The 20,784-nt window shown below is 68.1% G+C and carries 14 protein-coding genes; 8 read left to right on the top strand and 6 right to left on the bottom strand.

The window, feature by feature from the left end; all coding sequences use genetic code 11:
- Positions 1–21 precede the first annotated feature (21 nt).
- The 3 genes from FE263_RS22110 to FE263_RS12390 all read left to right on the top strand — a co-directional run bounded on the left by FE263_RS22110 (position 22) and on the right by FE263_RS12390 (position 3,558).
- Entirely contained in the window at positions 22–627 is a 606-nt protein-coding gene (locus tag FE263_RS22110) for a hypothetical protein (protein ID WP_171034071.1), read from the top strand.
- Positions 624–2,081 (top strand): right-handed parallel beta-helix repeat-containing protein, encoded by a 1,458-nt coding sequence (locus FE263_RS12395; RefSeq protein ID WP_138326269.1) that lies wholly within the window; start codon positions 624–626, stop codon positions 2,079–2,081. Before FE263_RS22110 ends, FE263_RS12395 begins: the two co-directional genes overlap by 4 nt.
- A gap of 217 nt (positions 2,082–2,298) precedes the next feature.
- Positions 2,299–3,558: a sensor domain-containing phosphodiesterase gene (locus FE263_RS12390; protein WP_138326268.1), complete on the top strand. Its 1,260-nt coding sequence runs from the start codon at positions 2,299–2,301 to the stop codon at positions 3,556–3,558.
- Between the two features lie 126 nt (positions 3,559–3,684).
- Here the strand turns inward: FE263_RS12390 and FE263_RS12385 are convergent, their stop codons facing one another.
- The 3 genes from FE263_RS12385 to FE263_RS12375 form a co-directional block, all read right to left on the bottom strand.
- Positions 3,685–5,844 carry a carbohydrate-binding domain-containing protein gene (locus tag FE263_RS12385; protein ID WP_171034070.1) on the bottom strand — a complete coding sequence of 720 codons (2,160 nt, stop codon included), beginning with the start codon at positions 5,842–5,844 and terminating at the stop codon, positions 3,685–3,687.
- Between the two features lie 106 nt (positions 5,845–5,950).
- Positions 5,951–6,679 (bottom strand): acid phosphatase, encoded by a 729-nt coding sequence (locus tag FE263_RS12380; RefSeq protein ID WP_171034069.1) that lies wholly within the window; start codon positions 6,677–6,679, stop codon positions 5,951–5,953.
- 142 nt (positions 6,680–6,821) lie between these two features.
- Complete coding sequence (locus FE263_RS12375; RefSeq protein WP_138326265.1) at positions 6,822–7,646, bottom strand: alpha/beta hydrolase; 825 nt, start codon at positions 7,644–7,646, stop codon at positions 6,822–6,824.
- A 144-nt stretch (positions 7,647–7,790) separates the two neighbouring features.
- On the opposite strand from FE263_RS12375, the gene FE263_RS12370 reads away from it, so the two are divergent.
- The 5 genes from FE263_RS12370 (at position 7,791) to FE263_RS12350 (ending at position 13,886) form a co-directional block, all read left to right on the top strand.
- Complete coding sequence (locus FE263_RS12370; protein WP_138326264.1) at positions 7,791–9,245, top strand: pyridoxal phosphate-dependent decarboxylase family protein; 1,455 nt, start codon at positions 7,791–7,793, stop codon at positions 9,243–9,245.
- Between the two features lie 84 nt (positions 9,246–9,329).
- Positions 9,330–9,782: a (2Fe-2S)-binding protein gene (locus tag FE263_RS12365; RefSeq protein ID WP_138326263.1), complete on the top strand. Its 453-nt coding sequence runs from the start codon at positions 9,330–9,332 to the stop codon at positions 9,780–9,782.
- A 25-nt stretch (positions 9,783–9,807) separates the two neighbouring features.
- Positions 9,808–12,015, top strand: coding sequence for a xanthine dehydrogenase family protein molybdopterin-binding subunit (locus FE263_RS12360; protein ID WP_138326262.1), 2,208 nt, complete (start codon positions 9,808–9,810; stop codon positions 12,013–12,015).
- 8 nt (positions 12,016–12,023) lie between these two features.
- Positions 12,024–13,274, top strand: a complete 1,251-nt coding sequence (locus tag FE263_RS12355; RefSeq protein ID WP_138326261.1) for a cytochrome c — start codon at positions 12,024–12,026, stop codon at positions 13,272–13,274.
- A gap of 93 nt (positions 13,275–13,367) precedes the next feature.
- A complete protein-coding gene (locus FE263_RS12350) occupies positions 13,368–13,886 on the top strand; it encodes a YciE/YciF ferroxidase family protein (RefSeq protein ID WP_138326260.1) in 519 nt (172 codons plus the stop codon).
- A gap of 75 nt (positions 13,887–13,961) precedes the next feature.
- Here the strand turns inward: FE263_RS12350 and FE263_RS12345 are convergent, their stop codons facing one another.
- The 3 genes from FE263_RS12345 to FE263_RS12335 all read right to left on the bottom strand — a co-directional run bounded on the left by FE263_RS12345 (position 13,962) and on the right by FE263_RS12335 (position 20,651).
- A complete protein-coding gene (locus tag FE263_RS12345) occupies positions 13,962–16,073 on the bottom strand; it encodes a dipeptidyl-peptidase 5 (RefSeq protein WP_138326259.1) in 2,112 nt (703 codons plus the stop codon).
- Positions 16,074–16,105: 32 nt separating this feature from the next.
- A complete protein-coding gene (locus tag FE263_RS12340; RefSeq protein ID WP_138326258.1) occupies positions 16,106–17,728 on the bottom strand; it encodes a tetratricopeptide repeat-containing sulfotransferase family protein in 1,623 nt (540 codons plus the stop codon).
- A gap of 109 nt (positions 17,729–17,837) precedes the next feature.
- Entirely contained in the window at positions 17,838–20,651 is a 2,814-nt protein-coding gene (locus tag FE263_RS12335) for a bifunctional YncE family protein/alkaline phosphatase family protein (RefSeq protein ID WP_138326257.1), read from the bottom strand.
- Positions 20,652–20,784 lie beyond the last annotated feature (133 nt).

Raw genomic sequence — 20,784 nt, 5'->3', positions numbered from 1 at the left:
ACAGGTGTCCCGGCGGTCCTCATGGACATTTCGCCGGCGGGCAACGTCACCGCCTATGGCAACCTTGCGGCGACCGGTGCCGCGTTCTCGGGTCCGATCAACCTGCAGCAGGTCGCGGCTTCGCTGATGCTCTACGGCGCCGGATCGGGCGGCTACGGGTTCGGCGTGTCGTCCTACGAATTGACGGCCTTCATCGGCCCCGCCAGCTCGTTCGCATTGCGGTCCCCCGGCTACGCAGGCCCGATCGTCTGGAAGGTGGACAGCGCCGGCAACGCAACCACCACGGGCACGCTGACCGTCACCGGGACCACGAAGCTGGCGACCTACGCACCTTCGATCGCCCCGGCGGTGTCGGCAGCGGGAAACACACCCGCCGCCGCAACCGCGCTCGCCGCCGCCACCAACATCATCACCAGCTGCGCCTTCGGGGCCGGCGTGATCCTGCCGGTGCCTGCCAATCCGGGTCAGATCCATATCGTCCGCAACCGCGGCACCAACGCGCTGCTCGTCTACCCGCAGGGTGGCGCCGTGATCGAAGCCAATGCGCCATCTGCCGGCACAACCATCGCGCCTGGGGCAGGGACCACCTTCATCGCCACCACCACAACCTCCTGGACATTCGGATGACCGTTCCTGCTCTGCAATGGAACTTCGACTACGTGCCCTCGGTTGCGGACTGGCAGGCGGCTTTCGCCTCGGCCGGCCCGCAGATCGCAACCGTCGCGCCGCTGGCCGATGCCGCCACCGCGGTGATCGGCATATCGTCGCAGTATTCCCCGCAGGACCACGTCCATCCGGCCGCCACCATCGTAATCGGCCTGGCCAGCGCGGCGTTGGCTATCGCCACCGGCAGCACGACGGCGCGGACGCTGGCCGCGCGGTTCGCCGAACGCGTCGACGTCAAGGACTTCGGAGCCACCGGCAACGGCTGGACCGACGACACCCCGGCGATCAAGGCGGCCTTCGCCTATGCGGTGGCCAGTGCGGGCAGCGTCTATTTTCCACCCGGCAGCTACGTGATCAGTTCGACGATCACCGCCGTGCCGGTGTCGGGCCTGAAGATCTACGGCGACAACTGCCTGACCACGAACCTGCTGCCGACCAGCCTCACCACCGACCTGTTCGACCTGACCAGCGGCAGCCTGACACCCATCGAGATCTGCGGCCTGTCGGTGGAATATAGCGGCACCAGCATCGCCGGCACGATATTCAACTTCCCGACCAACTGCGGCGGCCTCAACTTCCATGATGTCATCACGAACGGAGGCTGGAACGTCCTCACGCTTGGCGGCGGCACCTTGTCGCAGAGCCTGTATGTCGATCGCTGCACCTTCGACAATTTCCTGAACAACGGGCTGACCATCCAGATCGGTTCGGGCGGCCTGCTGTTCGTCTCTCGCCTGATCATGAACTGCTCGGGCGCGAACGCCAACGGCATCGGCATCAACTGCACGTCGGGCCAGTCGATAACCTTCGATACGATCCAGATGCAGGGGATGTATACCCCGTTCTCGTTCATCGCCTCGTCGGGCAATTTCATCACCGATTGCACCTTCACCAACTGCTACGGCGACAACGCAGCCCGCGGCCGGACTGCCCCCGGCGGCGATGGCTGGACGATCGAGGCCGGCGGGGGACCTGTCAGGCGCTTTCTGCTGACCAACTGCTGGGCGGGCTCCAACCTCGGCAACGGCTTCACGTTCGTAGGTGTCGACGAGATGATGCTGTCGAACTGCATTTCCATCGCAAACCAGCAGGGCGGCTTCTTCTTCGGCGCCAACTGCACAAATTTCCAGATGAACAACTGCTCGGCAGTCGCCAACTCCTACACCAACCACGGCGCCTATAACGGCATCTCGATCATCGCGCCCTGTGCGAACTTCGTCATCCAGGGCTGCCGTTGTGGCGTGTCGTCCGACTTCCCGGTGGCCTCGCAGGGCTACGGTATCGCGATCGGGGCAGGCAGCCCGAGCTCGAACGAGTACATCGTCACCGCGAACCTGCTGGGTGGAAACAGCGCCGCCGGGCTGGTCAATGGGGGCACCGGCAGCTTCCTGGTCGGCAACAACCTGGTCACTTGAGCGCGGACACTGCAGATCGAGACCGCAAATTACTACATCAGACTAAAAATATGGACGGTCCTTGCAACTGCGCACGTATCGTCGAGTATATCGGAGCTTTTGATTGACCTGCCGCCTGTCGGTTCCGTAAGTAAGTGTAATGACTGCCGACCAGTAGACCGAGCAACTCAGGGATACCGCCGGCCGTCGCTGCGCAGGATCCGGCAGGGAAATACCGATGCGTGCGCCCCTCATTCCCGACAACGAGTCCCTGCGGCTGGCCTCGCTCTACCGCACCGGCTTGCTGGAGGGGTTCGCCGAGCATCGCATCAAGGCGCTGACCGAGCTCGCGTCCCGGATGCTGGGACGGCCTGCGGCGGCGCTTTCGCTGCTCTCGAGCGAGAGGCAGCTGCTGCGTGCCGGCGTCAATCTCAAGCTGACGAGCACGACGCGGGACGAGTCGTTCTGTGGCCATGCCATCCTGCAACCGGATCGCCCGATGGTCGTCGAGGATGCGCTACTCGACCCGCGTTTCGCCGACAACCCGATGGTCACCGCCCGGCGGCTGCCGATCCGTTTCTATGCCGGGGTGCCGGTGCGGACCGACGAAGGCTACCCGGTCGGCGCGCTCTGCGTATTCGACCACGTGCCGGGGACCATCAGCGACGCCGACCTCCAGGTGCTGCGGAAGATCGCCGAGGAGATCGAGCTCATCATCAGCCAGAAGGACAGCGACACCGCGGAATATTCGAGCCTGCTGACGGAACTGCAGCAGGCGCTCGTGATGGACGACCTGCTGCTGCAGTGGCAGGCGGTCAGCGATCTCAAGGACAGGCGGGTGGTCGGTCACGAGGCCCTGGTTCGATGGGCGCGCGCCGACGGCACGATGATGAAGCCGGACCAGTTCATTCCGCTGGCGACGACGTCTGGCCTGATGACCCGGCTCGACCGCTTCGTGCTGCACGCCGCCTGCGCCGAGGCGGCAGCGCTCGGTGACGGCGGCGGCATCTCGGTGAACGTCTCCGGCAACTGGCTCGGCCTGGAACGGGCGGCATTGGCGGAGATCGTCGCGCAGACGCTGGATCGTACCGGCCTGCCACCGGATTGCCTCACCATAGAAATGGCCGAGGGCGCCATCGCGCGCGATCCGGCGCGGGCGCTGCAGGAGATGCAGGAGCTGAAGGCAGCCGGAGTGCGGCTCGCACTGGATAATTTCGGTACCGGCATGTCCGCGATGCGGTATGTCGAGACCTACCCGTTCGACATGCTGAAGCTGGACAAGGCGGTCGTCGGCGAGATCGGCCGCAGTCCGCGGGCCGAGTCCATCGTCTATTCGGTGATCAGCATCGCGCACGAGCTTGGCAAGAGCGTCTGCGCGGTCGGTGTCGAGACCGAGCAGCAGTTGGCATTCCTCAGGGACGAGAATTGTGACCTGATCCAGGGCAGACTGGTCGACGAGCCGACCTCGCGGCTGAGGCCGGTCGAGCGCGCGGTCTAGGTAAAAGCGATCCTGCCGGGCGGCAGGTAGTGCATGACCGGTCGGATCATGCTCTGCCTGTCGTCCAAGTGCTGCATCGTCAGGTACCTGGCATCGCCAAACACCCCAAGATCATCCAAGGCTGCCCTAGCCGAATACCGTGTGCGAGGCGGAGGCGGAGAACCCGATCAGCGCGATCCGGGTGTTATCGGTCAACGTGATCAGGGTGCCGGTCGAATTGGTGACCTCGCTCTGCACACCGGTCCCGGAATAGCCCTGCAGGTGGATGACGTCGGTTCCCGACTTGAAGCCGCTTATCGCAAGCGTGCCGCCAGCCTGGCCCTGGACGATGTCGAACAGCGCATGACCCGACCCGGCGGCGATGGCGGCGGCGGCGCCCTTGGCGGCGGTGAAGTCCAGCGTGCCGCTGCCCGCCTTGACAATCGAGAGGCCGGTGCCGGCGGTGATCGTCTCGTTGCCGGTGCCGGCGATGAACGTGAGTGCGCCGGAACCGCCGACGACCGTGGTGGCGGGGCCGCCCGCATGAACGGTGACCGCGCCGCTGCCGATATCGACGGTCTCGTTGCCGGCCGTGGTCACCGTGCCGCCGGCGGCGCCGAGGACTGTCGTGGTGGTGGAGACGACGTCGAGCGACTGCGTGCCGTTCGAGTAGAGCGACAGCTGCGCGCCGGCCTGCGTGGCGCCGTCGAAGCTGGCGCCGGTGACATACAGGTTGCGGTCGGTGGAAGCGGTGCCGGCATAGGCGTCGTTCAGGAAGTCGATGCTGACCTTGTGCTGGCCGGCGGCGAAGCTGCCGTCGACCAGGAAATCCTGCGACTGGCCGGCTGCATGCGAGGCTGACGCGGTCTGCGTGCCGCCGACCTGCTTCCCATCGACGCTGATGGTGAACTGCGCGTTGCCGAGCCAGGCATCCTCGGAGATCTTGAGGTCGATGGTGTCCGGGCCGCTGCCGATGGTGACGCTGGCCGGGGTCGGCGTCACGGGAGTGGGTACGACTGGGGCGGGGATCGGTCCGGACTTGATCCCGGTCGGGTTCGCAACCTCGATGATGAGTGGATGGTCGGTGAGGCCGATCTGGACCGAGCTGACGTTGTTCAGGGTGGAGACCGGCGAGGCGGACAGCATCGGATCGAACACCTCGACGGTGCCGTAGGTGTGCCCGAGCTGCACCGTCACCTTCGAGGTCGCGGCGACGATCTCGGTCCCGGTCGCCTCGTTCCAGATCTGCGGCTCGTTCCAGACCGCGATGTCGTAGCTGCCGTTCGACTTCTCGATCGCGATGCTGTTGCCGGTGGAGGGCAGGTTGGTCACCGAGTAGGCAAGCGCGGTGGGCGTGAAGCTGGCGGCCTTGGTGCCGGTGTCGGCCAGGATCGCCTCGAGGTTGTGGATCGCGGTGGCCACCGGCTTGGCGGTATTGGTGGGATCGAACAGTCCGTAGCCGTCATCGCCCTGCCGCGAACCGGGCGCGTAGGCGTCCATCAGCTGGTAGAGGTCGGTCTGCGAGATTCCGTTGGCGGCGTCGTCGAACAGCAGGTCGAGCGTGTATTTTGCCTGCACGTCGGGATTGACCGCGCCACCGGTGCCGCCGTTGCTGGAATAGCCGGTCTCGGTATAGACCGCCGGCCCGAAGCCGGTGGTGGCGCTCTCGTTGCCGAGCGCCTGCGTCGGCGTGACCCACTTCTCCGGCGCCTGGCCCCCGTTGGGATAGGGATGCTGGGTGTCGTAGTCGGCGAGGCCCGCGGTGGTCGCCGGATCGGGGCCCTGCGCGTAGCTGCCGGCGCCGTAGCCGGTGAAGTAGTCGACCGCGACGCCGGGCAGGTTGGTATCCGCGTGCACCGCGCTGTACAGCGCCTGCTGCATGGCGACCGCGCCCTGCAGGCCGCCCACGCCGTTGAAGGTGACCGGGGCGTTGTTGATCTCGTTGGTTCCCTCCACCGCGACGACGCTGCCGGGCACCGCCTTGTTGACCTGGTCGATCAGGGCGAGTTGTGCCTGCAGGCTGGCGGTGGTGACCGCGCCCCCGGCGCCGATGAGGAAGGTGAACTTGATGCCGTCCTTGGCGAGCGCGATGTAGCTGCTCAGCGGCGCCGACCCGGCGGCACCGTTGCTGATGCCGTCCCGCACGTTGGTGATGCCAAGATAGGCGAGATCGGCCTCGACGTTGGCGACGTTGGCGTAGCCGCCATCGGTGTAGGCGATATGCGTGTTGACGCCGATCGTGTCGAGGAACCCGCTCGCGGTGATGGTTTGGCCGGAGAGAGCGTTCACGCTTGCTTTGGTAGCCATCGGGAGGACCTGCCTGTCGCGGGCCTCAGCACGTAAATTACCCGTTACTGACAAGCAACAAAAAAACATTGTTGCAACGATACGAGTTCGGAGCATGCGATCGGTACTAGGGCTGCAGGGCGAACAGCGGCGAGTGGCGCTCCGCGTCGGCCTCCGCGGCACACATGGCCGGGTCCGCCGGCCTGGGGTCGCGGCGGGCGGCGGCGATCTCGCGTCCGGCTTGCAGCATGTCGGCCCGGAACCCGGGGCTGGAGTGGACGGCGGCGACCAGCGTGGCGCCGTTCAGCGTGCCCGCCTGCACATCGCTCAGCCAGTGCACGCCGCAGACGATGCGGCTCTCGCCGAAGGCGCGGCCACGGGCCAGGATCTCGCCAGCCCGGTCCGGCGCCAGTTCGGTGAGCAGCAGGGCCAGGGTCCAGCCGATCGTGGTATGGCCGGACGGATAGGAGGCGGTGGCGTCGAGGCTGGTGCCGCGGGCGATGCAGATCGGCGCGTCGTTGCCGATATAGGGGCGCCGCCGATCGTAGTGGTCCTTCACCGCGTCGGTTTCCGGCCGGCTGTCGAGTGCCAGCCGCGCCAGCAGCCGGTACAGCGTCGGGGCGCTGTTCCGATCGAGCCGGACCTGCAGGGCGCAGGCGAAGTCCGCCATCAGGTGGTCGAAATCCAGCTGGGCGTCGTTGCGGGCCAGTGCCCAGCGCTGCGGATCGCGCTCGCGCAGCGCCCGGCTGTGCGTGAACACGATCTCGTCGAGACGCTGCGCCGGCGAGGCAGGGGCGGGCGGTGGTGGCAGCACGAGCAGCCCGTCGGGGCGTCCGGCGCCCAGGTAGGGTGTCATCGCCGACGGTCCCGATGGCGGGCTCGCGGTCCTGGCTGCAGGATCCTGGGCGCAGCCAGCCAGGAGGGACGTCGCCAGCAGCAGGCGGAGAAGCAAAGCCGGTCGAGACGGTGCTTGGGTCGGCATGCGGGGCTCCAGGGTTTCAGGCAGCCGGCGCGCGAGGCACTCCGGCGAAGAAGCTTCTGAAGGCGGCGGCGACCGCCTCGGGCGCCTCTTCCGCGACGAAGTGCCCGGCCGCGAGCGGGCCGCCGCTCACCTCGCCATCGACGCACTCGCGCCACAGGGTGAGCGGATCGTACCAGCCACCGATGCGTCCGCCAGTGCCCCAGATCACCAGTGTCGGACACTCGATCCGGGTGCGCCGGCTGGCCGCCGGCTGCCCGGCACCCGCCTCGGACGGCAGGGCATGCGCAGGCTCGCCGAGGCCGCCGCCGACACGGAGGTAGTCGGCGATCGCCTCGGGATGGAAATACGGTGCGTCCTCGCGCGTCGGCGAGGTCTGGAACCACGCGTCGGGCGCCTGTGTCACCAGCGCTTCCGGCTTGGGATGCAACTGGCCGAACCAGCAGCTCTGGTAGCCGGCGAGCGCGTAGGCCATGTCGTTGCGGTCGAGGTGCTCCGGGATCGGCACGATCTCCAGCGCCGCCATCCGCTGTATGCGCGCCGGCTGCTCGAGCGCCATGCGGGCCGCGACATGGCCGCCCACATCGTGGCCGGCGACCCCGAAGCGGCGATGGCCGAGGCGGTCCATCAGGGCCAGCATGTCGGTGGCCAACTGGCGTTCGCTGCGGCCCGTGGGCAGGTCCGGACAGACCACGCTGAAGCGGTCGGCCAGCAGCCCCGCCACGCCGTGCCACATGGCGTGGCTCTGCGGCTGGCCATGCAGCAGCAGCAGCGCCGGTCCGGCACCCCCGGTGCGCAGCCGGATGCCTTCATTCTCTTGCAGGGTGAAGCCGTTGAAGAACATGACGTCTCAATATCCCGTGCCAGCCCCACCGGTCGAGCCCTGCCTGCCTACCCACCTTGCCGCCTGGCTGGGCCTCGAGATGGACTGCGTGCATGCCCACATCGTTTATGGCAGAGCAGCAGCGACTGTTGGCGAGGGACTACGATGTCGGGCCTGGACCCGGAGGATTGGAACGGCCTGCGCGCGCTCGGGCACCGGATGCTGGACGACATGATCGACCGGCTGGTGCATCTGCGCGAACAGCCGGTCTGGCAGCACATGCCGGACGCGCTGCGCGCCGAGCTGCGTGCGCCGTTGCCGGAGGCGGGCATGCCGGCGGAGGCGGTCTACGAGGACTTCCAGCGGCTGGTTGCGCCATACAGCGTCGGCAACACGCATCCGCGCTTCATGGGCTGGGTGCATGGCGGCGGCACCGGCATCGGCATGCTGGCGGACCTGCTGGCGGGCGGCCTGAACGCCAATCTCGGCGGCCGCGACCACGCGCCGATCGAGGTCGAGCGGCAGGTGGTGCGCTGGGCGGCGGAGATGGTCGGCATGCCCTCCGACAGTTCCGGCCTGCTGGTCACCGGATCGTCGATGGCCAACCTGATCGCGGTGCTGGTGGCGCGCCGGCACGCCGCCGGTCCCGAGGTGCGCACGCACGGCGTCGACGGCGCCAGGCTGGTCGGCTACGCCGCCGCCAGCGCGCATGGCTGCATACCGCGCGCCTTCGACATCGCAGGCCTCGGCACCGGGGCGCTGCACACCATCCCGTGCGACGGAAATCAGCGGATGGATGTCGACGCCCTGCGCCAGGCTGTCGCGCGCGACCGCGACGCCGGCGAGCTGCCGTTCCTGGTGGTGGCCACCGCCGGAACGGTGGATACCGGCGCCATCGACGACCTCTCGGCACTTGCGGATTTCTGCGCCGCCGAGAAGCTGTGGTTCCATGTCGACGGCGCCTTCGGGGCGCTGGCCGCGCTGTCGCCGCGCCTGCGCCAGGGGCTCGCGGGGATCGAGCGCGCCGACAGCCTGGCGTTCGACTTCCATAAATGGGCGCAGGTGCCATACGACGCCGGCTGCATCGTGGTGCGCGACCCGGCGCTGCAGGCGCAGACTTTCGCCCAAAGCCTGGCCTACCTGACACGCGAGGATCGCGGTACCGCCGGCAATGCGCCTTGGCCGGCGGACCTCGGTCCGGACCTGTCCCGCGGCTTCCGGGCGCTCAAGGTCTGGATGACGCTGCGCACCTACGGCAGTGCCGAGATCGGCCGCATGGTGGAGCGCTGCTGCGCGATGGCGGCGCACCTGGAAGCACGCATCCATGCCGAGCCGGAACTCGAGCTGCTGGCTCCGGTCACGCTCAATATCGTCTGCTTCCGCGTGCGGCACCTGAACGGTGCGGAGGTCGCGGAGTCGGTCGACTGGGACCGTTTCAATTCGGAACTGGTCAAGGATCTGCAGGAATCCGGCATCGCGGTTCCCTCGACGACGATGATCGGCGGACATCGCGCGATCCGCGCGGCGATCGTCAACCATCGCACGGAGACCGGCGACATCGACATGATGGTGGATGCGCTGCTCCGGCTCGCTGCCGCCCGTGGCGCCTGCGCGCCGTAGGGTTTCGCACTGTCCGGCGAGAGTGATTTGACATCGCCAGGAACTTGCACGTTTGTTGACAGGACGTAGCGAAGGAGCGTCGCCATGATTACGTTGCTGGTCAACGGCGAGAGCCACCAGGTCGATCTGCCTCCCGACATGCCGCTGCTGTGGGCGCTGCGCGACGTGCTCGGCCTGACCGGAACGAAGTTCGGCTGCGGCATCGCGCAATGCGGCGCGTGCACCGTGCATGTCGCGGGCGAGGCGGTGCGGTCCTGCCTGTTGCCGCTGGCCAGCGTGTCGGGCCGGCCGATCACCACCATCGAGGCGATCGGCGCCACGGCGAACGGCGCCAAAGTCCAGAAGGCCTGGCTCGACACCGAGGTGGTGCAGTGCGGTTATTGCCAGTCCGGCCAGATCATGTCGGCCACCGCGCTGCTCGATCGGGTGCCGCAGCCGACCGACGCGGATATCGACACCGCGATGGCGGGAAATATCTGCCGCTGCGGCACCTACGTGCGGATACGCAAGGCGATCCACAATGCGTCCCAGGCTTGAAGAGCGCGATCTTGAGGGCAGGAACATGAACGCAATCGCACCCGGGACCAGCCGCCGTGCCCTGCTCAAGGGTGGGGCAGCAGCCGGCGGCGGCCTTCTGCTCGGCATGTTCCTGCCGGGTCTCGCCCGCGTTGCGGTGGCACAGGATGCGGGCGGCCCGTCCGGGTCCGGCGGGCCTGGCACGGCGGCGGCCGGCTTCGCGCCGAACGCCTACATCCGGATCGATCCGGCCGGCGCGGTGACGCTGATCATGCCGGATACCGAGTCCGGCCAGGGGATCTGGACCTCGACCGCGATGCTGCTGGCCGAGGAACTCGAAGTCGGCATGGACCAGGTCAAGCTGCAGGCGGCGCCTCCCGACAACAAGCTCTATGCCAGTCCGCTGCTCGGCGAGCAGGCCACCGGTGGCTCCGCCTCCACCCGTGCCGACTGGATCCCGCTGCGCAAGGCCGGGGCGGCGGCGCGCACCATGCTCATACAGGCGGCGGCGCAGCGCTGGAGCGTCGATCCGGCCACCTGCCAGGCGTCGAAGGCGATGGTGACCCACGCGGAGAGTGGCCGCAGCCTTTCCTATGGCGAGCTCGCCGACGAGGCAGGCCGGCAGCCGGTGCCGAAAGACGTGAAGCTGAAGGATCCGGCCACCTTCCGGTTGATCGGCACGCCACAGAAGCGTCTCGACACCCCGGCCAAGGTCAACGGCACGGCGGTGTTCGGCATCGACATGAAGCTGCCCGGCCTGAAGATCGGCACCGTCTCGGCGAGCCCGGTGCGCGGCGGCCGGCTGGTCTCGATCAACGAGGCCGCAGCCCGCTCCGTCCCCGGCGTGCAGGACGTGGTCAGGCTGGACGATGCCTATGCGGTGATCGGGGATCACATGTGGGCCGCCAAGATGGGGTTGCAGGCAGCGGCGCCGGTCTGGGATGACGGGCCGAACGCCGGCGTCTCCTCGGCGAGCCTGACGCAGGCGTTGGATGCGGCGTCGCGTGGCGATGGCGTGGTCGCCAAGCAGAAGGGCGATCCGGCGTCGGCGATCAAGTCGGCCGCGAAGTCGATCGACGTCGTCTACGAGCTGCCGTTCCTGTCGCATGCGCCGATGGAGCCGATCAATACCACGATCCACGTGCGTCCGGACGGCGCCGATCTCTGGGTCGGCACCCAGGTGCCGGTGCGCGCGCTGATGGCGGTGGCGCACGAGACCGGGCTGCCTCCCGAGAAGATCCAGGTGCACAACCAGATCATGGGGGGCGCCTTCGGCCGCCGGCTCGATGTCGACAGCATCACCCAGGCGGCGCGGATCGCAAGGCACCTCGATTATCCGGTTAAGCTGATCTGGACCCGCGAGGAGGATATCCAGCACGACCTGTTCCGGCCGTTCTACTACGACCGCATTTCCGCCGGCCTCGACGCCGGTGGCAACATCGTCGGCTGGACCCACAAGGTCACCGGTTCGTCGGTGATGGCGCGCTGGGCGCCCCCGGGGATGAAGGAGGGCGGCAGGCTCGATCCGGATGCGGTCGAGGGTGCCGCGGAAACGCCGTACGACCTGCCCGCGCACCGCGTCGAGTATGTGCGCGCGGAACCCCAGGGCCTGACGACGGCGTGGTGGCGTGGGGTCGGCCCGACGCACAATGTCTTCGTCGTCGAGAGTGTCATGGATGAGCTGGCGTCGGCCGCCGGGAAGGACCCGGTGTCGTTCCGCCGCGGCCTGCTCGGCCATAACCCGCGCGCACTTGCCGTCCTCGACCTCGCGGTTTCGAAGTCGGGCTGGAACCAGTCGTTGCCGCATGGCCGCGGCCGCGGCGTCGCGCTGCAGTTCGCGTTCGGCAGCTATGTCGCCGCGGTGCTGGATGCCGAGGTGGCGGCGGACGGCACCGTGCGCATCCATCGCGCCGATGTCGCGGTGGATTGCGGACCGGTGGTCAATCCCGACACCATCCGCGCGCAACTCGAAGGTGGCCTGATCTTCGGCCTGACGATGGCGCTGTACAGCGAGATCACGCTCAGCAACGGTCGTGTCGACCAGAGCAACTTCCACGACTACCGCATGATGCGCATCAACGAGGCGCCGGTGGTCGAGGTGCATGTGGTCGATAATCCGGCCGGCTCGATCGGCGGCATCGGCGAGACCGGCACCGCGATCGCGGCGCCGGCACTGGCCAACGCGATCTTCGCGGCAAGCGGCAGGCGGCTACGGCGAATTCCGTTCGCCACCGGCCAGCTGGCCTCCGCGTGAGCCGCCGCATGCGCATGATCCTGAAAGCCGGTGTCGCGGTCGCGGCACTGGGGTTCGGCGCAGCGGCGGCAATGCCGGCGTCCGCCCAGTCCGATCTGGTGAAGCGGGGCGAGTACCTGACCCGCGCCGCCGATTGCCAGGCCTGCCACAGTGCGGCCGGTGGCGGCGCCTTCGCCGGCGGTCGCGCCTTCACGCTGCCGATGGGCGTGCTGTACTCGCCTAACATCACCCCGGACGCGGAAACCGGCATCGGCCGATATACCGACGACGAGTTCGTGCGCGTGCTGCACTCGGGCGTTGCCCGCGGCGGCAAGCATCTCTACCCGGCGATGCCCTACAATTCCTACACGCTGATGACGCGCGACGACGCGCTGGCCATCAAGGCATACCTGTTCAGCCTGCCGGCGGTGCATGCGACCGCGCCCGCCAACCGGATGTCGTTCCCGTACAATATCCGCGCGGTGATGATCGGCTGGAACCTGCTCAACAATCCCGATCATCGCTTCACGCCCGACGCGAACGCCACGCCGGAGCGGAACCGCGGCGCCTACCTCGTCGAGGCGCTCGGCCATTGCGCGCAGTGCCACACGCCGCGCACCGCGACCCAGGGGCTGGATACCGCGCGTGCCTATGCCGGCGCCGTGCAGCAGGGCTGGAACGCCTACAACCTGACCAGCGACGCGGCCCATGGCTTGAAGAACTGGAGCGACGCGGCGCTCGAGCAGTATCTCTCCACCGGTCATGCGGATGGGCACGGGCCGGCCTCGGGGCCGATGGCCGAGGCGGTGCAATACAGCCTGCACTACCTGACACCGTCCGACATCCACGCCATGGTGGTGTATCTGCGAGGCATCCCGGCGCAGCCGGACGGGCCGGAGGCGCCACTGCCGGTGGTCGCGTCGCAGTCGAACCCGGACCCGGGCCGGCAGTTGTTCGCGGAGGCATGCGCCGGTTGCCATCTGCCGAGCGGCGAGGGCAGGCAGTCGGCCTGGGCGTCGCTGCGCGGCGACCACAGCCTCGGTGATCCGAGCGCCACCAACATGCTGCAGGTGCTGGCGCATGGCTCGCAGATCCAGACCGACCAGGGCCTGATGTTCATGCACGCCTTCACCCGCGCCTACACCGATCCCGAGCTTGCCGAGATGGCGAACTATGCGATCACGCAGTTCGGTGGTCGCCAGGGTGACGTCACGGCACAGCAGGTCAAGGCGGTGCGGGATGCGGCGGAGAAGCCCGAGAAGATCGGCTCGGGCTCGTAGCGACGGGACCACCCTCACGCTGAGGTGTGGTCGGTCCGGCACGACCTGGCTCTCGATCCCGCGTTGGCGAATCGCATCAACCGGGAGACAACGATGTCCGCACCTGAAAGCCTCAAGGAAGTCTATACCGATGAGCTGAAGGACCTCTGGTCGGCCAACGACCAGATGACCAAGGCAATCAAGACATTGTCCGAGAAGATCCACGACAAGAAGCTGAAGGAGCTGTTCGAGGGCTCCCATGCCGGGATCGAGGGCCACACCGCAACCATCAGGTCCCTGCTCGAGGCGGCCGGCGGCGAGGTGGAGAAGGAGCACTGCAAGGGCATGGAGGGGCTGGTGAAGGAAGCCCTCAAGCATGGCCTGAAGGAAGCGCCTGAGGACGGCGACCTGCTCGATATCGTGCTGATCGCGCAGTACCAGCGGATGTCGCACTACGGGGTGACCGGGTTCGGCACCGCCGCCGCCTATGCGACGGCGCTCGGCCTCAAGGACGACGCGAAGCAGCTCAAGGGGATCGTGGCCGACATCTACAAGGCCGACGAATACACCAGCAAGCAGAGCGAGCGGCTGGCCAGGCTGGCGGCCCGTCACGCGGCGGCGACGACCGACTGATACCGGGTCCGGGCATCTCGCCCGGACACTCGACGCCGGGCAGCTCGTCTGCTGCCCGGCGTGTGCTGCCCCTGGTCAGTCGCCTAGGTGCGCCTTCAGCCAGGCTGCCACCACATCGTGCCACTGCAGCGAGTTGTCCGGCTTGAGCACCCAGTGGTTCTCGTCCGGGAACACCAGCAGGCGGCTCTCGATACCGCGGCGCTGCAGCGCATCGAAGGCGCCAAGGCCCTGCTCGAGCGGAATGCGGAAGTCGCGGCCGCCATGGATGATGAGCTGCGGCACCCGCCAGTCGGCGACGTGGCCGGCCGGGTTGAAGCGCTCGTAGGCCTGCGGATCGGCCCACGGCGTGTGGTCCGGGCCACCGTGCTCCCACTCCGCGAACCACAGCTCCTCGGTGGAGAAACCCATCATGCGGTCGTCGAACACGCCGTCATGGGTGACCAGGCACTTCCAGGGCTGCGACCAGTTGCCCGCGATCCAGTTGACCATGAACCCGCCGTAGCTGGCGCCGAGCGCGCAGGCGCGGCTGCCGTCCAGCCAGTCGAACTGCGACAGCGCGGCGGTCCAGCCAAGCCGCAGGTCGGTGAGCGGCCGGTCGCCCCAGTGGTTGGAGATCGCGTCGGTGAACGCCTGGCCGTAGCCGGTGGAGCCGTGGAAATCGATCATCACCACGCCGTATCCGAGCCCTGCATAGAATTGCGGGTTCCAGCGGTAGCTCCAGCCGTCGCCGAACGAGCCCTGCGGACCGCCATGGATCAGGAACGCCACCGGGTATCTGTGCCCGGGCCGGTAGCCGGCCGGACGCACCACGTAGCCATGCACGGCCTCGTGGTTCCAGCCGGTGAACTCGAACTGCCTGAACGGCTGCATGGCGACGCCGTCGAGCTGCGCGGCGCCGATACGGGTGAGCTGCTCCGGCTTGCCGCCGGGCCGCCGGCGCCAGAGCTGGGCGGGACTGTCGAGCGTATCGCGCAGATAGAACAGGCCGCCGTCGGAGGCGGTGTGGACGTCGGTCACATGGCCGTCGCCGGTGAGCCCGGTAACCCCTCCGCTCTGCACGTCGAGGCCGAACAGGCGGAGCTGCCCGACATCCTCCGCGGTGACGCCAAGGGTCCGGCCATCGCTCGACCAGGCGAGGCTGCTCGCCGAGCGGTCCCAGCCGCCGGCAACCTCGCGGCTGTGGTGGGTGGCGAGGTCCATCACCATGACCCCGAACCGGTCGGCCTCGAAGCCTGGCCGACGCTGCGCCCGCCAGGCCAGCGTGCGCCCGTCCGGCGACGGCACCGGTTCGGCGTCCCAGGCGGGATTGCCGCCGGTGAGATCGACCGGCGCATGGCTGCCGTCTGCAGGCACGCTGTAGATGTCGAAATTCGTGCTCCAGGGCTCGCTGCGGCCAGCCTGCCGGGCCGAGAAGAACACCGTGTGGCCATCCGGGCTGATGCTGAAGTCGGCGTCGTCGCCGAACGGCCTGGACGGGCAGTCGCCGTCGAAGCCGGGCATCAGGGGGATTGCCGGCCGGCCGGCATTCCCGGCGGCATCGAGGGCGAGTGAGAACAGGTGGTTGCGGGTGCCGTCCACCCACTGGTCCCAGTGCCGGACGAACAGCCGGTCGAACACCATGCCGGTGGCCTTCGGAGCCTGCGCTCCCGCCTTCGGTGCATTGAGCCGGGCGTAGGTGGCATCCGGCGACCCGGCGTTCGGGAACACCGCCATCGATACCACCAGGCGGTGCCCGTCCGGCGACACCGCATAGGCCTGGATGTCGAGCGGCAGGTGGGTGACCTGCGCGGCGGGTCCATGGCCGGGGTCGAGGCGCCAGACCTGCGTGCTGCCGCCGTGACGGTCGGACAGCATGTAGAGGCGATGCCCGTCCGGCGACCAGCGCGGGGCGCTGGCATCGCCCGGCAGCTCTACCGGCTGCGCGCCGGCACGGGTCAGGTCGAGCAGCGCCACCGCGTGCGTGGCCCGGTTGTGCGCGAGATCGGTATGACGGATCTCCAGCGCGGCAGTATGGCCGTCCGGAGCGATCGCCGCACCGCCGAGCCGGTCGAGCGTGACGAGGTCGTGGGCGGTGAACGGCCTGGCCTGGGCTGGACCCGGGCTCCAGGGCGCGAAGGGGATCGCGAGGCAGGCGGCGAGGAGGGCGGCTGGGAAGCGGGCCGGGCGGCCAATCGGGCGGATCGTCATGGCGGACGCCATAACCGAGCCACCGCCCGGCATCAAATCCCTGGCTGCAGAGCCGATAGCGGGCCGAGCCAGGACCGGTATCGCCGCCAGGCGCCGGTGGCATCGGTGGAGATCGGCTGCCGCACCTGCCAACGGCTCGGGGTGTGCACCATGCGCGGGTTCTCCTCGGGCCGCAGGCAGGCATCTGACCAGGGCAGGCCGCAGGCGGACAGCAGCCGCCGGATCGCCGGCTCCGGGTCGGCGACCAGGTCCTCGTAGGCCAGCGCATGCAGGCGGTCGGCGGGCAGCACGGTTTTCCAATGCGCCGCCAGCCGCCCGACGGCGCGGATCGCCGCGACCAGGGCGTCACCGCCGGTCGGGAAGTCGACATGCTGGTTGAAGTAGGTGCGGTGGATCGACAGCGCGGTGTCGATCGGGCTGCGGCTGCACAGGATGATTGTCGCGTCCGGCAGCGCGGTGTGGATCAGTCCGGCCTGGAGGATATTGAACGGGCTCTTGTCGGTCACCCGCCCGGCGTCGCGCGCAAGCCCGCGCAACAGGCGCAGGTACTCGGCGGCGGAGGTGGCTGGATCGCCCGTCGCTTGATGCTCGGTCCAGAACGGCAGCTCGCCGCCGGCTTGCACCGCCGGATGCGCCGAGAGGATCTGCTCGACCAGGGTGGTTCCGGTGCGCGGCAGGCCGAGGATGAGTATCGGGGTGGCGTCGCGCCGGCCATCCTGCGCGAGGCGGGCCACGGTTTGCGGGGTGAACCGCGTGATCAGCTGGTCGATGCGGGTCTCGAAGGCGCGGACATCGAACCGGCACAGCGTCCCGCGCCACTGGTCGGCGAGATCGTACTGCCGCATGGCGCCGCGCGAGTCGCCGAGATCGTCGAGCGCCTTGCCGTAGGCAAGATGCAGCTTCAGGCGCGTCTCCGGCGGCTGTGCGGGGTCGGCGAGCGCCGCCTCGATGCGTTCCACCAGGACGGAGTCGGCCGCCGTGATGCGCCGGCAGCGCACCAGCTCGTAGACGCTGCCCGCAAGCTGCGGCGCGCGCGTGGCACGGTCCAGCAGGGTGAAGGCTTCCTCGAAGCGGCCGGCGCTGGACGCCAGCAGGCCGAGCAGCTCGGTCGCCGACAGCGCCTCCGGATCCAGGGTCAGCAGTTGGCGCAGCGCCCGTTCCGCCTCGGCGTCGCGGCCCTCTGCGAGCAGCGCGCGGGCATTGGCAAGCCGTACCAGGCTGGTCTTCGGGGTGGCGGAGGCGGCTCGGCGGAAGGTGGCAATTGCCTCGATCCTCTGCCCGAGCGTCTCGAGCAGCGACGCGGCGTGATAGCGGGCCTCGACCAGGGACGGCTGCAGTTGCGATGCGGCCTGGTAGGCAGCCAGCGCCGCCGGGATGTCGCCGAGGCGCTGCAGCGCGATCCCGAGATGCAGCCGGGCGAGCGCGAAGCGGGGATTGATCGCGAGTGTCGCCTCGAAGGCTTCGACTGCCTCGGCGATGCGGCCGGCCTGCAGGCAGACCTGGCCGAGATCGTGCCGGATGTTGGCATCCTGCGGTGCAGAGGCCACAGCATCGTAAAGCAGCGGCAGCGCCTCGACCGGACGTCCGGCCTGCAGCAGTTGCCCGGCGCGGATCAGGCGGGGATCCACCGCCTGGCTGGGAGCGTGGCGCGGCATGGGTCGGAGGCGGCTCGCATGTTCTGCAGGGGGCAGTCTAGAGCGCCGCTTCAACGAGCGACAGGCCGCGGCGATGCCGCGGCCTGTCGGCAAGGCGCGTGGATGAAGGTCAGTCGTCCTTGTCGACGACCGGGCTGCGCAGCGCCGAGGCGACCAGCTTGGCAGGCCACTGGATATGCGCCTCGCCCGGATAGGCACGCTGCCAGTTGGTGGCCGAATACCAGATCACGTGGTTGAGGAAGTTCTCGTCCACCGAGTCCGCATGGCCCTGCTTGCCGCGCGTCATCCGGTTGGATGCAACGTTCCAGGCCTTCTGGAGCGGCGACATGTGCATGTTCATCGTGTAGTTCGCAGCCCCGGTGCCGGCGATCGGGGTGCCGCCCGGGCCGATGTTGAGCGGCGTGGTGGCCGGCACGTGGGTGAACGGCGCGGTGTCGGCCGTATTCTGGAACACGTCGAACATCGGCGACGCGGTCAGGTCGAACTGTGTGAGCGGCGGCAGGTCGAGGATGTTCTCGATCGTGCGGTTGATGTTTTCCTGCGTGTAGGTGGTGTGGATCACGCGGCCGACGTTGGCTGCCTGCGGTGCCGCGGTGTACGGGCTGATCACGTAGACCGGCTGGCGATGGCCGTCGATATGGTCGACGCCGTCCTGGCTGTCATCCTCCTCGACGAAGATCGCGCTGGTCGGCCACGCCTTGGTCTTGCTGATCGCCTCGACCATGCGCCCGAGTGCCAGGTCGTTGTCGGCCTCGTAGTTGTTCGGCAGCGGATAGCCGGTGGTGGTGCCGTTGGTGTGGTCGTCCGGCAGCCAAAGGATGGTGAGGTCCGGCACCGCGTTTGCGGCATCCTGGGCGGCCAGGACCGGCAGGTAGTAGTCCATCCGGTACTGGTCGGGGATGCCGAGGTTGAAGGACGGGTAGTGCGGATCGAGGATCTTCACGACCGACGGGATGTAGGCGACCTCGGTGTCGGAGTTGTCCGGCACGACGTTGCTGCCGGCGGTGCCGCCGCTCTCCTTGTACAGCGAGGTGTTGTAGAAGTCGGCCCAGCTGTAGGTGCCACCGCCAGGCTTGCCCGCGATGGTGTAGTGGTTGCTCCACTCGCCATACATCTTGACGTTGAGGCCGCGCGCCTCTGCCGCCGACCACAGGAAGCCCTTCTGGGTGTAGGTCAGCGCGTCGTTGCTGTTGCCACCGGGATAGGAGCGGATCCAGTCCGGCGACAGGATGTCGTTGGAATAGAACGAACCGGATTCGACGATCCACGGATGGCCGTCGGCCGATTGGCGGCTCGGCGCGTAGACGTTGTCGAGCAGCGGGAAGCGCTGCACCAGGGCGTGCTGGTTCGGCACGTTGGCGGCGAACACCGCGAGAGACGGATCGCCGTTGCCCTGCGGCACGTCGCCGAGCATCTGGTCGTACGTGCGGTTCTCCTTGATCACCAGGAAGACATGCTTGATCAGCGACGGCTCGCCGATGTGAGCCGGGATCGCGACCGGCTTCGCGTTCGGATTGGCGTATTCCGAGCCGACCAGGATGTTCCTGGAGTCCCAGTGGTTGTTGCGGATCACGCGCGCCGTCAGCTTGACCAGCTGGATGGGGTTCGGCAGCGGGATCAGGTTGACGGTGCCGGTTTCCTGGTGGGTGTTGAAGGCCGAGACACCGTGCGCGGTTCCGATCGAGCCCTGCGCGCCGAGGCCCTTGTCGTTGGAAACCACCAGCTGGCTGTTGGCGGCGTCGTAGGCGATGGTGGTCGGAAAATACAGCGTCGGGATGTAGCCGATCACCGGGTTGGCGGAGTTGTTGGCGAGATCGACCACGGCGACCGCGTTGGACTGGCCGAGCGTCACGTAGGCGTGGTTGCCGGCGATCGCGATGCCGTTGGCGCCGGCGCCGAATGCGCCGCCCTTGATCGGCACGCCGACCGGGATCGTGCGCACCACCTTCTGCAGGCCGGTATCGATCACCGAGATGGTGTCGTCATACGAATTGGCGACGTACAGCTTGGAGCCGGATACCGCCATGCCGGCGGGATGCAGTCCGACATTGATCGTCTTGGTGACGGTGCCGGTCCGGGTGTCGATCACCGACACGGTGCCGGTGGTGGCGAACGCATCGGTCGGATCTGCAACGATCGGTGTGCCATCCGAGAGATTGGTGAAGTCCGACGACGTCGCCGGCCGGCCACCCTCGTTGCTGACATAGGCGTAGTCGCCGCTGACCACGATGCTGTTCGGCGCGTTGCCGACCGCGATCTGCTTCTCGAGGGTAGCAGTCGAGAGGTTCAGCACGCCGACGCTGTTGTTGGCGTTCAGCACGACCATGCCGAGCGCGGTTCCGGTGGCGACGACGCCGCCCGGATTGGCCGAGGTCGCGTTGTACAGGTTCGGGTTGGCCGGCGGCGGCGGCACCGGGATGCTGATCGCCGGGGTCAACTCGCCGTTTGCCGGGTTGACGTTGGCGACCGCGACGAAATTGTTGTCCTGGCTGAACAGCAGCTTGGAGCCGTCCGGCGAGTAGGTGACGCCGGTGAACGAGCCGGTGGTGTTGCTGGTGAAGGTGGTGCCGCTGACCGCGCTCGGTATGTAGCGCTGCAGCACCGCACCGGTCTTGGTGTCGAACACGATGATCGGCTGCGCCGCATCCATCAGCAGCACCGCGCCGCTGCGGGTCGACGGGTTCGGGTTGACCGCGACCGCCTTGGCCACGATCGGCGAACCGAGCTGCACGATCTTGCCGGTCGGCGTCAGCAGCTGGTTGTCGGAGGCCACGATCGTGCCGTTGGTCTGCGGACCGACGGTGCGCGTGGTCTGCGGGCTGGTCTGAGCGCAGGCAATGCCCGGGGCGGCGAGGGCAAGCGCCATGACGCCGGCGAGCGGGTGTTTCCGGAACGACATCGTCACCTTGAACTCCTGGGACATGATCGCCGCCGGACGGCCGCATCGGCCGCCGGCGACAGGATCTGCTGCGGAATGTTCTGGACCGGTAAACTGACAGAAACCTGACAAAGTCGGCGTGTCGAGCGCCCGCGCCTGCAATGTCACAAAACCATCG

The organism is Lichenicoccus roseus (genome assembly GCF_005844085.1).
GTDB lineage: Bacteria > Pseudomonadota > Alphaproteobacteria > Acetobacterales > Acetobacteraceae > Lichenicoccus > Lichenicoccus roseus.
Note: the sequence above shows the minus strand (reverse complement) of the source record. Positions and strands in the feature narration are given on the sequence as shown.

Excerpts from the sequence above, each read along its gene's own strand:
- FE263_RS22110 (WP_171034071.1), top strand. The coding sequence starts at position 22 with ATGGACATTTCGCCGGCGGGCAACGTCACCGCCTATGGCAACCTTGCG.
- FE263_RS12395 (WP_138326269.1), top strand. The coding sequence starts at position 624 with ATGACCGTTCCTGCTCTGCAATGGAACTTCGACTACGTGCCCTCGGTT.
- FE263_RS12390 (WP_138326268.1), top strand. The coding sequence starts at position 2,299 with ATGCGTGCGCCCCTCATTCCCGACAACGAGTCCCTGCGGCTGGCCTCG.
- FE263_RS12385 (WP_171034070.1), bottom strand. The coding sequence starts at position 5,844 with ATGGCTACCAAAGCAAGCGTGAACGCTCTCTCCGGCCAAACCATCACC.
- FE263_RS12380 (WP_171034069.1), bottom strand. The coding sequence starts at position 6,679 with ATGACACCCTACCTGGGCGCCGGACGCCCCGACGGGCTGCTCGTGCTG.
- FE263_RS12375 (WP_138326265.1), bottom strand. The coding sequence starts at position 7,646 with ATGTTCTTCAACGGCTTCACCCTGCAAGAGAATGAAGGCATCCGGCTG.
- FE263_RS12370 (WP_138326264.1), top strand. The coding sequence starts at position 7,791 with ATGTCGGGCCTGGACCCGGAGGATTGGAACGGCCTGCGCGCGCTCGGG.
- FE263_RS12365 (WP_138326263.1), top strand. The coding sequence starts at position 9,330 with ATGATTACGTTGCTGGTCAACGGCGAGAGCCACCAGGTCGATCTGCCT.
- FE263_RS12360 (WP_138326262.1), top strand. The coding sequence starts at position 9,808 with ATGAACGCAATCGCACCCGGGACCAGCCGCCGTGCCCTGCTCAAGGGT.
- FE263_RS12355 (WP_138326261.1), top strand. The coding sequence starts at position 12,024 with ATGCGCATGATCCTGAAAGCCGGTGTCGCGGTCGCGGCACTGGGGTTC.
- FE263_RS12350 (WP_138326260.1), top strand. The coding sequence starts at position 13,368 with ATGTCCGCACCTGAAAGCCTCAAGGAAGTCTATACCGATGAGCTGAAG.
- FE263_RS12345 (WP_138326259.1), bottom strand. The coding sequence starts at position 16,073 with ATGACGATCCGCCCGATTGGCCGCCCGGCCCGCTTCCCAGCCGCCCTC.
- FE263_RS12340 (WP_138326258.1), bottom strand. The coding sequence starts at position 17,728 with ATGCCGCGCCACGCTCCCAGCCAGGCGGTGGATCCCCGCCTGATCCGC.
- FE263_RS12335 (WP_138326257.1), bottom strand. The coding sequence starts at position 20,651 with ATGTCCCAGGAGTTCAAGGTGACGATGTCGTTCCGGAAACACCCGCTC.